11 protein-coding genes are annotated in these 13,087 nt (G+C 53.5%); 5 read left to right on the plus strand and 6 right to left on the minus strand.

The genetic code is table 11. The features are described 5' to 3' along the window. The 4 genes from OZ656_RS12365 to OZ656_RS12380 all read right to left on the minus strand — a co-directional run bounded on the left by OZ656_RS12365 (position 1) and on the right by OZ656_RS12380 (position 6,240). Positions 1–2,637, minus strand: coding sequence for an AAA family ATPase (locus OZ656_RS12365; protein WP_199451774.1), 2,637 nt, complete (start codon positions 2,635–2,637; stop codon positions 1–3). A gap of 283 nt (positions 2,638–2,920) precedes the next feature. Continuing rightward, positions 2,921–3,934 (minus strand): DUF3800 domain-containing protein, encoded by a 1,014-nt coding sequence (locus tag OZ656_RS12370; RefSeq protein WP_199451773.1) that lies wholly within the window; start codon positions 3,932–3,934, stop codon positions 2,921–2,923. 330 nt (positions 3,935–4,264) lie between these two features. Beyond that, positions 4,265–5,389 carry an IS91 family transposase gene (locus OZ656_RS12375; protein WP_153739831.1) on the minus strand — a complete coding sequence of 375 codons (1,125 nt, stop codon included), beginning with the start codon at positions 5,387–5,389 and terminating at the stop codon, positions 4,265–4,267. After that, positions 5,389–6,240, minus strand: a complete 852-nt coding sequence (locus OZ656_RS12380) for a site-specific integrase (protein ID WP_153739832.1) — start codon at positions 6,238–6,240, stop codon at positions 5,389–5,391. Before OZ656_RS12380 ends, OZ656_RS12375 begins: the two co-directional genes overlap by 1 nt. Positions 6,241–6,703: 463 nt before the next feature. Here OZ656_RS12380 and OZ656_RS12385 point away from each other — a divergent pair, with 463 nt between their 5' ends. Together OZ656_RS12385 and OZ656_RS12390 are read left to right on the plus strand one after the other, a co-directional pair. Then, a complete protein-coding gene (locus OZ656_RS12385) occupies positions 6,704–6,889 on the plus strand; it encodes a phage integrase N-terminal SAM-like domain-containing protein (RefSeq protein ID WP_228285454.1) in 186 nt (61 codons plus the stop codon). 31 nt (positions 6,890–6,920) lie between these two features. Continuing rightward, entirely contained in the window at positions 6,921–7,085 is a 165-nt protein-coding gene (locus OZ656_RS12390) for a tyrosine-type recombinase/integrase (RefSeq protein WP_341456418.1), read from the plus strand. Here the strand turns inward: OZ656_RS12390 and OZ656_RS12395 are convergent. Continuing rightward, the gene (locus OZ656_RS12395; protein ID WP_022991732.1) at positions 7,036–7,311 is read right to left on the minus strand and encodes a YrhK family protein; all 276 of its coding nucleotides are present in this window, start codon (positions 7,309–7,311) and stop codon (positions 7,036–7,038) included. The genes OZ656_RS12390 and OZ656_RS12395 overlap by 50 nt on opposite strands. Positions 7,312–7,343: 32 nt before the next feature. Next, the gene (locus tag OZ656_RS12400) at positions 7,344–7,682 is read right to left on the minus strand and encodes a 4a-hydroxytetrahydrobiopterin dehydratase (RefSeq protein ID WP_219194519.1); all 339 of its coding nucleotides are present in this window, start codon (positions 7,680–7,682) and stop codon (positions 7,344–7,346) included. 127 nt (positions 7,683–7,809) lie between these two features. On the opposite strand from OZ656_RS12400, the gene imuA reads away from it, so the two are divergent. The 3 genes from imuA to OZ656_RS12415 are packed head-to-tail and all read left to right on the plus strand — an operon-like array spanning position 7,810 to position 13,046. Continuing rightward, positions 7,810–8,502, plus strand: a complete 693-nt coding sequence (gene imuA, locus OZ656_RS12405) for a translesion DNA synthesis-associated protein ImuA (RefSeq protein WP_011784491.1) — start codon at positions 7,810–7,812, stop codon at positions 8,500–8,502. A 3-nt stretch (positions 8,503–8,505) separates the two neighbouring features. Beyond that, positions 8,506–9,927: a DNA polymerase Y family protein gene (locus OZ656_RS12410; protein ID WP_023007869.1), complete on the plus strand. Its 1,422-nt coding sequence runs from the start codon at positions 8,506–8,508 to the stop codon at positions 9,925–9,927. Beyond that, positions 9,927–13,046, plus strand: coding sequence for an error-prone DNA polymerase (locus OZ656_RS12415; protein ID WP_379944540.1), 3,120 nt, complete (start codon positions 9,927–9,929; stop codon positions 13,044–13,046). The genes OZ656_RS12410 and OZ656_RS12415 overlap by 1 nt, the downstream gene beginning before the upstream one ends. Positions 13,047–13,087 lie beyond the last annotated feature (41 nt).

Genomic DNA, 13,087 nt, shown 5'->3' on the forward strand with positions numbered 1-13,087 from the left:
TTAGTTCGTCTCACTTAGGGCAGCGTCCAAGCTTTCTAAAGCAGAAATCACCTCGTTGACAGTATGCTGATCGAACTCAGGCAAGTCAGTCTCGTCATGTGTACCTTTGTTTAAGTACGACCAATATGCGTTTCTTCCATCTTGACCTAGCACAGCAGTGAGTGCAGACACTATCAGCTCTTTATTAGGTATACTTGACTGGGAACGATTCAGCTTAGATCTTAGATTTTCAGCTAATGCCCTTAGATCCCATGGTGCCGAAGGAGAACGACGAGAGACACTAATTAGGCTGTCCTTCTTATCACTATGCTTTCCGTAATGAAACCAAGTTTTTTCACATAGGTTCTCTAGCGCTCTTCTTGCCGACATCAACGCGTCGCGATACTCCCCTTGTGCATATAGTTCGCGTGCAGCTAATACATAATTTTTGGGTCGCCTTAATGAGTCAACTTGAATATGGTCTTCACCAGCGCTTGATAGGAAAATATATGACTGAGACGCAAGTGACTGACTCTTACCTAGCAGTTGATGTGTGTTATTAAAGAACTCCTCACCATGCACTGCCAAAATGATCTGACAACCCTTGAAAAAATCATCAACAAATAGCGTTTCCCTGATCGCACGACGATGCTCATCATCAATTGCGTTCACTGGATCATCAAAAATAAGCACCGGACAACGCTCTTTTACGTTCTTAGCAAGCAAGATTGCTAGACCGAGGCAACGGATATGACCCTCACTCAGAATATGCAGAGCATCAAATAAGGCAGAAGGGTCTTTCAAAAATGTAATGCCCAATCGTTGATTTTGAGATAACGGAAGTTGAACAGAAGCTAATTTAGCTGCTTCTGAATCGTAACGATTAAAAGCATTGTAAAGTCTCACAACTAGGTCGCCGAGGTCAGCAACCAACTGGCTCGGCAATCGATTCTTATATGCATTCAATCTTTCAACAAAGCTCTTATAAGAAGCTGCAATCTCTTGATTTCTTTGCACTTTGGCATGCTCAGCATTCACATCAGCTATAAGTTGAGCATTCTCCGCATCAAAACTAGTGATTGCCTGTTGCGCAGCAATAATTGCTTGTTTAGCTGTTTGTCTGCGTGTTTCTAAGACAGTGATTTGCTCTTTAAACCAGCGCAAACGATTTAGCTCAGCTTGCTTGGTTGAACGTATTTGAGCGTCCTGATCAGTCTTTTTGTCGGCTTCCTCGAGATACTTTACCTGAGCTTCCAGGTGCTGCCATGGCGTAAAACCATCCGCTAACTGTTGCTGCAAGGAGTACCACCACCCGATATCGATTTGTGAGCCAGGTGAAATATGAAAATCTCGGATAGCATTGTTTTGTGGCAGAAACGTCAAACAAATATTCAATATTTGCGAGAGGTCCAGCAACCATCTACTAACATTTTGTTGAAGCTGTTGTGCCGTTTTCTGAAGCTCTGCCAAGTATTGCAGCTTTTGAAGTTCTTCATTAGCGTTACCGTAAGGGTTTACGGATACTTGGGTGAGCGGCGTTTTACACGCTGGACAATGCTCTGGACTACTCGATTGTAGCTGAACAACTGCGTCGTATAGATTCTTGAATGATACCTCCTGACTTGCATTTTCCAGGTCTTTTTGCTTCAACTTCAGCTCGCTGAGGCCGCTGCTAATGGAGCTACCAAGTGTCTGCAATGCGCTAATTGTTAAGTTGGTTTTACTTGCTTGGGGCTGTCGCAAATCGGTTTCTAGTCGCTGGATTGCTCCTGCATTTTCATCATCACCGTTTAGCTCAAAGACCAATTGGCTAAAGGTTGCTCCGTCACGGTACTGGTTGGCTAGTGTTTGCTCCTCAACATTTAGCCTTTGTAACTCTGCATTGCTAGTCTCTATCTGCTGCTGATAACCAGAAAGTGCCTGCCTTTTTTGCGCTAACTGAGCTGCTTTAACACCAGTAAGATCAATATATCTTTGGTCAAACTCAGAAGTAAAATTACGTACAAACTCGTTGAAAGAGTCTAAGCCAAATAACGTTGATATAAGCTCAGTTTGCTTGGCGGGCGACTGAGCGGCAATTCTAGAAAAGTTATCGATACGATTTTTTTCAACGAAACAAAATCTAAATAGTTCCTCATTTGCTTCAACTTCAACCTCATCGCCTTGCTCGTTTAAGCCTATAACAACTGGCGTCGCAAAACGATTAACATGTGCGTTTTTCAGGTAATCACCCTGATCTCGAAAACGCTTGCTTTCCGCTTCAGCTACGTTACCCAGAAGGCTGTATTCAAGAGCTTCGCAGAAGCTAGATTTGCCAGTGCCGTTCGGTCCGTATATGAGGACTAAACGGCTTTCTAAATCAAAAATCTCTTGCCTGGAGAAACCACGAAACGGCCCCACTGCCATACTTTTTATCTGAGTAATAGGGGAAGTTTTCTCGGCGGTCATCTCGGGTAAAGACTGAATATCTATGCTTAAGGCATCCCAGTTACCCTGGGCCAAGGCAACCATTTTCTTAACCCGCTGGCCTTGATAGGTTCCGAGAGAAGCAAGCTCATCAAGGTTTGCCAGGACAAGGTTCGCTAGCTTGCGCACTCCCGGAAGAACTTCGTCTGAATCCAGAGTTCGCAAAAATCGTAGATACTCAGACTCAATCATAATACTTCCTTAGATTTTAGATTAAATTCCTTCACTTTTGGCACCTGTTAGCAAAGGCCGATGGTGCTCTCTAGGGGCTTTTAGATACTAGCTAAATATGTATTTCGTGTTGATCTTATTTGAGTATCTTGGATCGGAAATGGGTCATATTTTGCCCTACGGGAAAGGTTCTTTGATCACTTTCTGGGTGCTCAATTTTTCAGGCTTTGGCATATAACGCCCGGCTCACGCGCCGGTTTGAAGCCGCGAAGCGGCGGAAAATCGGTCGCCGTGCAGACGATTGTTAGCTTAGAATTAGTGGCTTTGCACTTTTGGTCATTGACTGAATCGCAAGTCCGGTAGCTTTATTAGACACATGCCCATCTACCAGGGAAATCAGATTCATTGATTCTTGGCCCTTTCTGTTTGAGACCATGAGAGAGCCAATGAGGCGCGATATCCCAGTGTTATCATCAAAACCATTCCGCAATGCTCGTCGACAACTAGATGCCAATAAATCAGCTACTTGAACCCCAGGACAACCTTTTGAATCTTCAAAATGCAGATCATCCCGTAATATTTTTCCGGCTTTCAGGGAGCCTTCCTCCTGAACATCAATACCGTAAGTCTCTTTAAGGTATCCGGGCTCCTCACCATCCTTATATATGTACTTTTCCATGAAATTATAGTTTGCCCCTTTTATTGCTATATGGGGGTCTGATATAGACATAGATTGAAGGATTGGCGGGCAAACTTTTTCAAAAGACTCTTCATATATTATTTTTGTGGTGTTTTTTTGGTCAATTCGCCACCTAAACTTACTTAACATTGACGGCTTAAATTGAACGTAATACAAAATAGCCCTCTTTAAAATATCGTTAATCAGGACCGTTTGACATATAAGCTGCAAATACAACTGTGACGAAAGACCCTTAATGTCTTCCGAAAGCTCTTCTAAAGCAGTCCGCATTTCCTGGTGCTGCATCTTATCCTTGTGCTCAACAATCTTATCAGCTTGCTCTTCCTTATGGAGGCCAACTATCTCTTCAGATAATTCAGAAGCGTTAACAGCCACAAAGTACAAGCTTCCGTCTAGCTTGCTTAACTCTGAAATGAACCACTTTAGATCTTTTTCTTTGACATTTTTTAGTTTTATTTCGTCGTTGTATTTCTTACCGCTCTTAATTTTCAATTGAGTGAGCAATTTTTGCATGGCATTTTTCTGATTTCCAGATATTACATACGCAGCAACTACGCACCAAGAATCTGGATTCTTCGAGCAAACGAAACTGCCCGACTCATCGATAAAGATTTCCACACACTACTCCCCTGAGCTAACACTGAAGCATTTAATGGTCGTGCGCAGCATGGCCTTTAAATGTGGGTTGGACTAAGCCGCTGCCACTAATGCCAGCACACAATGTATAAGGGTAAAGTAAATTTTGAACGGATACCGGGATGGCGGTTCAGGCCCGCAAAGGTACTCTGCGGAAGTGCGTATCGTCCTGATGGTCCCCATAAAATGCCTCATCCCTGGGTGATTTGGATCAGCCTACCCCTCTGTTTCTTTCATTGCCAGCCTCAGCCCGAGTCACAACCCAGCTCCTCAGGAACTGTAGCGCCCACGGGAAGCCGCCAGGGAAAGCGGCTAACCCGTCACTCTACCCACGGTTTTAAACCGGGGAATCTGCCGAACCATATGAACCACACCGTCCTCGCATCGAGGGCACGGCCAGCTGCGTTGGGACTCCGAGCCATTCTTGACTTCAACATCGACCTCGGGTGGCTTTTGAAGGGCCTGACGAATGGCCGTCAGCTTGCGACGTCGGGTTCGGTTACTCAGATAACCAAAGTGACGAATCCGCATAAAGCCCTTGGGCAGGATATGCATGAGGAACCGTCGAACAAATTCCGCCCCTTCCAGTTGCAGGCTCTTCTGGCGCCCTCCTTCCCGGTAGTCCACATAGCGGATCATGATTCTGCCGCCGTCCTGCGACAACAAACGACCGTTACTGATAGCAATGCGGTGGGTGTAGCGAGCCAGGTAATCCACCACCGTCTCCGCCTGATTCAGACAAGGGCGGGCGTAAACCACCCAATCCTGCTGCATCACTTTTTTGAGTACGTCGTCGATGGCTTGAGGCTCCGTGAGTCTGTGCAATTCGCCGGTTCTGACCGATCGTCTGAGGGACGATACCATGCGGCCGCGAAAGCGGCGGGACAAGGCCCTGACGGGGAACAGATATTGATGTTTAGCCTCATGCCATTCTCCGGCCTCTGTGAGCACCCCGCCCGGAATCAGGCAATGCACGTGAACGTGGCGACTCAGATTCTGCCCCCAGGTATGGAGCACGGCTGTCATGCCCAACTCACCCTGCAAGTGTTTGGTTTTATGGCCAAACTGACTGAGCGTATTCCAAACTGACTCAAACAGGCGACGGTAAACCACTTCCGGGTGCACCTGAACCCAGCCATTCAGGGCGTGGGGCACGGTGAACACCAGGTGGAAGTAGGGTACCGGCAGTAGCGATCGACGCTGGCGCTCACACCACTGTTGGCTAGCCCGACTCTGGCATTGCGGACAATGCCGGTCCCGGCAACCGTAGTAATGCACGGTTCGTGCTTTGCAGTGATCACAACGCATTTCCATACCGCCCATCCGGGCTGTGCGGCAATCCATCAGTCGGCTGCACACCTTGCGACGGTGGCGGTCCAATGAGTCGGTCGAGAGGAACTGGGTCAGTGCCGACTGGACCGTAACTGAACCGGCCATCACGCACCTCCCAGATCCGCGATCAAGTCCGCAGGCGAACGGTTTTGTGAGGATATTCCCGGCAACCAGTGCAGGTAGCGCTCCGTGGTGCGCAGATCACTGTGCCCAAGATATTTCTGTAACTCGTTGAGCGGTACACCATGTTCCAGCTGATGGGTCGCATAGGCGTGGCGCAGTGCGTGTATCCCTCCGCGTCTTTGCACGCCGCTGAGTCGCTTGGAGTGACGATAAACCTTCTGGGCCGTGGTGGCGGTCAGGTGCTGACCAACCAGTACTTCACTCGGAAACAGCCAGAGTACGGGGCGGCCAAGGCACCAATACGCTCGTAATACATCGAGTAGCACGTCAGTCAGGGGCACCATGCGATCCTTACCGCCCTTGCCCTGATGGATGTGAAGCAGGTGGCGCTCCCCGTCGATGTTCTTCACTTGCAATGCCACGGCTTCACTCACTCGCAAGCCGCAGCCATACGTGATCAACAGCAAGGCCCGATGCTTGGGGTTCTTGGTGGCTCCCACTATCCTTGCAACGTCCTGACGAGTCAGTAACTCAGGAATGCGCTGTGGTCGCTTGGGCAGCACCAGGTTCACGTCGAAGTCTGCCCAATGCAGCACCTGCAGATACAAAAACCGAATGCCATGCAGGTAAAGCCGACAACTGGCCGGCGCCAGGGAACGTTCCTGGACGAGGTAATTAAAGTAGGTCTGCAGATCCCCGACCTCCAACTGGTCCGGGGATCGACGATAATATCGAGCCAGATCCGCGACTACATAGAGATAACTTTTTTGGGTCTGCGGGGAAAAACCATGCTGACGCATGGTCTGGATCATAGCCTGACGTAAGGGGGTCATGGCGGCATCTCCTCTTTGAAAAGCCCACTTGGGCCATTCAAAAGTATCCTCCAATCACCTCCATTCCGGGGAGATTCTCAGTATCACCGCTACCGCGGAGCGGTTTAGTTCAACAGCTAATTATACGAACGCGTTCGTATAACACGCATTCGTATAACTCCAAAAAACGCGACTCTCAGAAACCCCAGCTTCACCAATAAAATCAGAAAATTACCTGAATCCACCACGGCTACCGCCGGAGTTATACGCCCGTGTTCGAGCCACCCCTGCTCCAGATTAGGGGCGTATAACTCCGCACGCCCCGATACTCCTTTTCAAACTTATCAGAAGGTTAGCAACATTTCGCCCTGGTTTCCCGGAGTTTTGCGAACGCGTTCGTATAACTCCGCTTCTGGATACTTGATTGACAATTCCGGAAAATTAAATACTGTATATTTATACATAATCATTAAGGAGCCAGGATATGGACATCCGCTGCCCGATTTCTCCGCAATCCACACGCTTTCTGGATCGGCTCAGAAATTTTATCCGACTTCGCGGTCTCGCTTACCAAACCGAGAAAACCTATGTGTTCTGGATCAAGTGCTTTGTCGGGAGTTTCGAGGCTTCCGGTTGTGTTCAGCCCGGACGAGGCCAGGCGGGTAATTGACAATCTGAAGGGCGAATTCAAACTGGTGGCCATGCTGATCTACGGTGCCGGCCTGAGGATTAACGAAGCTCTTCGATTACGTGTCAAAGACGTCGATTTCGGCATGCAGCAGTTGATCGTTCGCGAAGGGAAATTGACCAGGCCGTTTAGGATTCCCAGTTACTCTGTGGTATTCGGCGGATATGAATGTGGCTGATCAGGCGGATGGTGGGCCTTACCAGGAACTGGAAGCTGCCGATAATAAACAGCCAGATTGCGGCGGTCTCATGCTTCGGAAACAGGAAGAGTATGCTCCCCACCAGAAACCAGATGGCGATGAAGAAATCATTGATGATGCTGATCATCTCGTAGCGGCGCCGGATGATCAGCTCTTCGTGGCCAAGTTTCAGGGTAAGCGGGTTGTCCATTGATTGTTCGTCCATGGCACTTCCTGTTTCCGGTCTGTTTGAAGCGATTATGGGTAAAGTTCGTCGGTTCTGGCGGCCATGATGAAATCGTTTTTGTGCAGGCCTCCGATTTTATGGGTCCACCAGCGTACGGTGGCTTTCCCCCATTCCAACAGTATCGCGGGGTGGTGGCCTTCTTCTTCCGCCAGGTCCGCCACTTTGTTGGTAAAGGCCTGGGCCTGGACAAAGTTTTTGAAGGTAAACACCCGCTGTAACTGCTCTTCCCCATCCTGAACGATCAACTGCCATTCAGGCACGTCTTTCAACAGGGTCTGCTTTTCAGCATCCGTGACCTGGGGTGCATCGGCACTGCAGGCGCTGCAGCCTTGCTGGCCAAGATTCGACATAGCGTCCTCCACTATATTTGTGGCTTCAACCACATCGTGGGTGCCCGCCCGTCGTTTATCAACCCGGCAGTTGAAATCGACCCTCTTTCCGAATACTGTATATATAAACAGTACTCGAGAAATAAGCATGAGCAAATCACTCAACCACCTGCTTCAGGACGCCCGTATCTGGCAGGGTCATAAGCCCCAGAAACACGCCTCTCCGGCGGAGCACACGGGGTATCAGGTTCTGGATAACCAACTTGGTGGGCTCGGCTGGCCCAAGGGTGCCTTGAGTGAATGCCTGCTGGACAGCTGTGGCATTGGCGAGCTGCACCTGGTACTTCCGCTTATGCAGAAGGTCGCCAGGCAGGGAAAAACCATTTTCTGGCTGAACCCGCCCCACACACCTTATGCCCCGGCGCTGGCCAGGGCTGGCGTAAATACCGATCAACTGGTGCTGGTTCAAACTCACGATTCCGCTGACTTTCTGTGGACACTGGAAAACTGCCTGCGCTCCCCTGTCACAGGCCTGGTGATGGCCTGGCCGGGGAAGTTGGCCACCCGGGATATCCGCCGGCTGCAACTGGCTTCCGAAGCGGGTAACAATGTCTGCATTCTGTTTCGGGAACGTCGGCAGGCAGAGCAGCATTCACCGGCCGCACTTCGGCTGGAGCTGATTCCCGGAGAACACCAGGATCTCAAGATCAACATTCTGAAACGCCGTGGTAGCTGGCCAGGACAGCGCTGCACTCTTGCCCTTGGGCATCGCGCGGGCATTCAGGCCAGCGACCCCACTGGTGTTATTCAGGGACCATGGTCACAGGATGGAGCCACCTGATTCATGTTGTGGCTGTATCTGCACTTCCCTCACCTGCTGCTGGATCATGTTCGCCGCAGCCAGCAAACTCAGGGCGCACTTGCGGTGGTCGATCTTGCCGGGCAGGCTATTCTGCAGGTTTGCCCAGAAGCCGATCACCTGGGTATTCGGCCGGGCATGCGCCTCAAGACCGCACTGGGCCTGGCACCAGACCTGGTGATTCTGCATCTCGATTCTCAACAGGAAGCCAATCTGCTGGAAGAGCAGGCCCGCTGGCTATACCGTTACGCGGCCCACATTACCCTGTCGCCGCCGCACGGTCTGTGGGCTGAAGTCAGCAGCCTCCAGCGGCTATATGGCGGGCTTCCCGCCGTTTGGCAAACGGTCGAGCAGGCTCTGGCAGAGCGGCAACTCACTGCCTGGCTGGCTCTTGGGCATACGCCACTGGCGGCTCAGCTCCTTGCGCAAGCAGGCAAAGGCGAGTGCACCGCAGACAAAGGCCACATTCTGACGGCCCTGGGCAAACTGCCTCTGGTGGCTGCGGGTTTTGATGAAAAATCCTGTACCCGCCTGCATCGCCTGGGACTGAATACGCTGGCTGAAGTCTTCAATCTGCCAGCCCGGGAACTGGCACGGAGGCTATCCCCGGAGCTGCTGGCACGTATACAAAAAGCCCAGGGCACCAGGCCAGACCCCAAATCGCCCTGGCACCCCCCGCACCGATTCCGCCAGCGGGCCGATTTTATTCAGGAAGTGGAGCATGCCCAGGGGCTTTTGTTCGCGCTGCAGCGGATTCTGACCGAGCTGGAAGAAGACCTGTGCTGGCGCCAACAGGACACCGACACCCTGCATCTTTTACTCCAACACCGGCACGAAGAAGCCACCCGGTTAACGTTGCGAACGACTGGCCCGGAGCATCGGGCAGAGAGCTTTCTGAAACTGCTGCGCCTGAAACTGGATCAGCACCCGCTGCGGGCACCGGTGATCAGTCTGTCCCTGTCGGTAAAGCGGTTTCTGGGCCGGGAAGCCCCGGTTGGCCAGGACCTCCTGGGCGATGGTCAGGACCTGAATGAAGCCTGGCATACGCTGGCCAGTCGTTTACAGGCCCGCCTTGGTACTGAGGCATTGCAACAGCTTGCACCGCGGGCAGACCACCGCCCGGAGTTTGCCTGGACAGCCTCCGCCATAAAACCGGCCAGCAGGCACAGCGAAACACCAGAGGTCTCTGGCCTGCCTGCGCGCCCTTTATGGCTGTTATCCACGCCGCACCCACTGGCAGAACCTCCGGCCAGATGGTTCTCGGGGCCGGAACGCATCAGTGCTGGCTGGTGGGACGGCCAGCGGGTGCACCGTGACTACTATATTGCCCAGTTGTCCAGCGGTCAGTTGGCGTGGGTGTTCCGGGATATTCGCGATGGCTGGTACATACACGGGTGGTTTGGCTGATGGATTCTGATTACGCCGAGCTGTTCTGCTTCAGCAACTTCACCTTCCTGACCGGCGCCTCCCATCCCCATGAACTGGCTGAGCAAGCCGCGGAGCTTGGCTATCGGGCAATTGCCATCACCGATGCCTGTTCGGTGGCAGGCATCCCCAGAGCCTGGGCAGCCCTTAAAGACAGCCCGGTAAAGCTGATTACCGGGAGCTGGTTCGAACTGAGCGATACTCCCGAGGGCGCCACTGCCCCACCCCGGTTCATACTGCTGGCTCGAACCCGCGAGGGCTACGGTCAGCTTTGCCAATTGATCACCACCGGGCGGCGACGCGCTGAGAAAGGGCAATACCGGTTATTTACCCGGGACATCGAAACCCATTCGCTGGACCACTGCCTCTGCCTGTGGCTGCCACCGCTGGTATCACAAACCAACGCGCACCAGGCATTGATCACCGGCGAATGGCTGCAACGGATTTTCGAGCACAGGCTACGCCTTGCAGCGACCCGTACACTGGAAGCCGGCGAGGAACAGCAACTGGTCCGCGTACGGTGGTTAGCTGAGCAAATGCGCTGCGCAGTGGTGGCAACCGGCCAGGTGCATATGCATCGCCGCGAACGCCAGCCATTACAGGACGTGCTGACAGCTCTGCGCCACCACACCACGCTGGAACAGGCCGGACACTGCCTGTTTCAGAATGCCGAGCGTTATTTGCGCCCGATACCGGTTATCCGGCGACTATTCCCCGAGCCCTGGGTTCGGGAGACCGTGGCAATCGCCGAAGCCTGCAGCTTTGAGCCTGGCAGCCTGCGTTATGAATACCCTCCCGATTTAGTGCCGGAACACGAAACACCCACATCGTTTCTGGCGCGACTCACCCGGGAGGGTGAACGGCGGCGTTACCCATCGGGCACACCCATGAAGGTGCAGGCACTGATTCGCAAAGAGCTGGAGCTGATTGCCGAACTGCGCTACGAACACTATTTTCTCACCATCCACGACATCGTCGACTTTGCCCGGCGTCAGGGCATTCTTTGCCAGGGCCGGGGATCCGCAGCCAATTCCGCAGTCTGTTACTGCCTGGGCATCACCGAGGTGAACCCGGCCAATGTGGAACTGCTGTTTGAACGGTTCATCTCCAAAGACCGGGATGAGCCCCCCGACATCGATGTGGATTTCGAGCACGAACGGCGTGAAGAGGTTATTCAGTACATTTACCAGCGCTACGGCCGTGAGCGGGCCGCCCTGGCCGCCACCGTGATTCGTTATCGCCCCCGCAGCGCCATCCGGGATGTGGGCAAGGCGCTGGGCTTTGATGCCACACTGGTGGAGAAGCTGCTGGATGGCATCGACTGGCGTGACAAGACCACCGGCTGGCGCCAGCAGATTCTGGACAAGGGCCTGACCCGCAGCCCCAAAGTCGCGGATCAGTTCTTCACGCTGGTGAACACCTTGCTGGGCTTTCCACGCCACCTGTCCCAGCACGTGGGCGGTTTCGTGATCAGCGCCGGCCCGCTTTCAGAACTGGTGCCTGTCGAGAATGCCGCCATGGAAGGGCGCACGGTTATCCAGTGGGACAAAGACGACCTGGAAAGTCTGGGGCTGATGAAGGTGGATGTCCTGGCCCTGGGCATGCTCACCGCCATTCGCAAAGCACTGGCGCTGATCAGTGAAGAGAAAGACACGCCGTTTACCATTCAGGATGTCCCTCAGGAAGACCCTGACACCTACGCCATGCTGCAAAAAGGCGACAGTATCGGTGTCTTTCAGGTGGAGTCCCGCGCCCAGATCAACATGCTCCCGCGGCTGAAACCGGAAACCTGGTACGACCTTGTGATCGAAGTCGCCATCGTTCGCCCGGGCCCCATACAAGGCGACATGGTGCACCCCTACCTGCGCCGAAAACACGGCATGGAAGCGGTGGAATACCCCAACGATGCCGTACGCCAGGTGCTGGAGCGCACCCTCGGGGTGCCGATCTTCCAGGAACAGGTCATCAAACTGGCCATGGTTGCCGCCGGTTTCAGTGCGGGCGAGGCCGATAAACTTCGCCGCGCCATGGCGGCCTGGAAATCCCATGGCGATCTGACACCTTTCCGCGACAAACTGATTCAGGGCATGCTGGAGCGGGGCCACGATGCCGACTTCGCCGAGCGCCTGTACAAACAGATCTGCGGCTTTGGTGGCTATGGATTTCCGGAATCCCATGCCGCCAGCTTTGCCTTGCTGGTGTACGTCTCCGCCTGGATCAAACGCCACCACCCGGCAGCGTTCTATTGCGCTCTGCTCAACAGCCAGCCAATGGGCTTTTACTCGCCCAGCCAACTGGTTCAGGATGCCCGGCGCCACAACGTTTCCGTGCTGCCACCAGACGTCAACCACAGCCAGTGGCAGCACACCCTGCAAGGTCAGGAGCAGCACCTGCGCCTTGGCCTTAGAATCATTCAAGGCCTGTCTCGCAGTGGCGCCGAGCGCGTCCACCAGAACCGCCCGGCAAACGGTTACCAAAGCGCCGCCGAACTGCGCACCCGAGCTGGCCTCAACCAGAGCGACATGGAACTTCTCGCCGGCGCCAACGCCATGCCCGGCTTCACCCGCAACCGCCACCAGGCTTACTGGCAACTGCTCGAACACGAAGAGCCCGCCGAACTCTTCGCTAACGAAGCCATGACCAAATACACACCGGAACCCTGCCACCTGCTCCCGGAGCCCACCGAAGGGCAAAACGTACTGGCCGACTACAGCAGCCAGGGTTTAACACTACAAAGGCATCCCCTTGCCCTGCTCCGCGAACAAGGCCACCTGCGCCATTGCCTCACCGCCGACCAACTCAAAGCCACCCGTCCCGGCATCCCCGTACAAGTAGCCGGCCTGGTCACCGGTCGCCAACGGCCCGGCACCGCTTCCGGCGTCACCTTCGTCACCCTTGAAGACGAAACCGGCATCGTCAACGTCGTCGTCTGGCTAGACACCGCCCGCCGCCAGCGCAAACCGTTGCTCACCGCCCGGTTGTTACACGTCAAAGGAGTCATCGAGAAAGAGGGGGATATCGTTCATGTCATGGCCGGCAAGCTGTCTGACTTGAGCCATCTGATCAACTCGCTACCGGTCAGCTCCCGGGATTTCCACTGACCACAAACGCAAAAACCCCGCCAAAGGCGGGGTTTTCAGGG

The organism is Marinobacter sp. LM1 (assembly GCF_042763285.1).
Classification (GTDB): Bacteria; Pseudomonadota; Gammaproteobacteria; order Pseudomonadales; family Oleiphilaceae; genus Marinobacter; species Marinobacter nauticus.

Bases quoted from the DNA above. Each gene is read 5' to 3' on its own strand.
- OZ656_RS12365 (WP_199451774.1), bottom strand. From the start codon at position 2,637: ATGATTGAGTCTGAGTATCTACGATTTTTGCGAACTCTGGATTCAGAC.
- OZ656_RS12375 (WP_153739831.1), bottom strand. From the start codon at position 5,389: ATGGCCGGTTCAGTTACGGTCCAGTCGGCACTGACCCAGTTCCTCTCG.
- OZ656_RS12380 (WP_153739832.1), bottom strand. From the start codon at position 6,240: ATGACCCCCTTACGTCAGGCTATGATCCAGACCATGCGTCAGCATGGT.
- OZ656_RS12385 (WP_228285454.1), top strand. From the start codon at position 6,704: ATGGACATCCGCTGCCCGATTTCTCCGCAATCCACACGCTTTCTGGAT.
- OZ656_RS12390 (WP_341456418.1), top strand. From the start codon at position 6,921: ATGCTGATCTACGGTGCCGGCCTGAGGATTAACGAAGCTCTTCGATTA.
- OZ656_RS12395 (WP_022991732.1), bottom strand. From the start codon at position 7,311: ATGGACGAACAATCAATGGACAACCCGCTTACCCTGAAACTTGGCCAC.
- OZ656_RS12400 (WP_219194519.1), bottom strand. From the start codon at position 7,682: ATGTCGAATCTTGGCCAGCAAGGCTGCAGCGCCTGCAGTGCCGATGCA.
- imuA (WP_011784491.1), top strand. From the start codon at position 7,810: ATGAGCAAATCACTCAACCACCTGCTTCAGGACGCCCGTATCTGGCAG.
- OZ656_RS12410 (WP_023007869.1), top strand. From the start codon at position 8,506: ATGTTGTGGCTGTATCTGCACTTCCCTCACCTGCTGCTGGATCATGTT.
- OZ656_RS12415 (WP_379944540.1), top strand. From the start codon at position 9,927: ATGGATTCTGATTACGCCGAGCTGTTCTGCTTCAGCAACTTCACCTTC.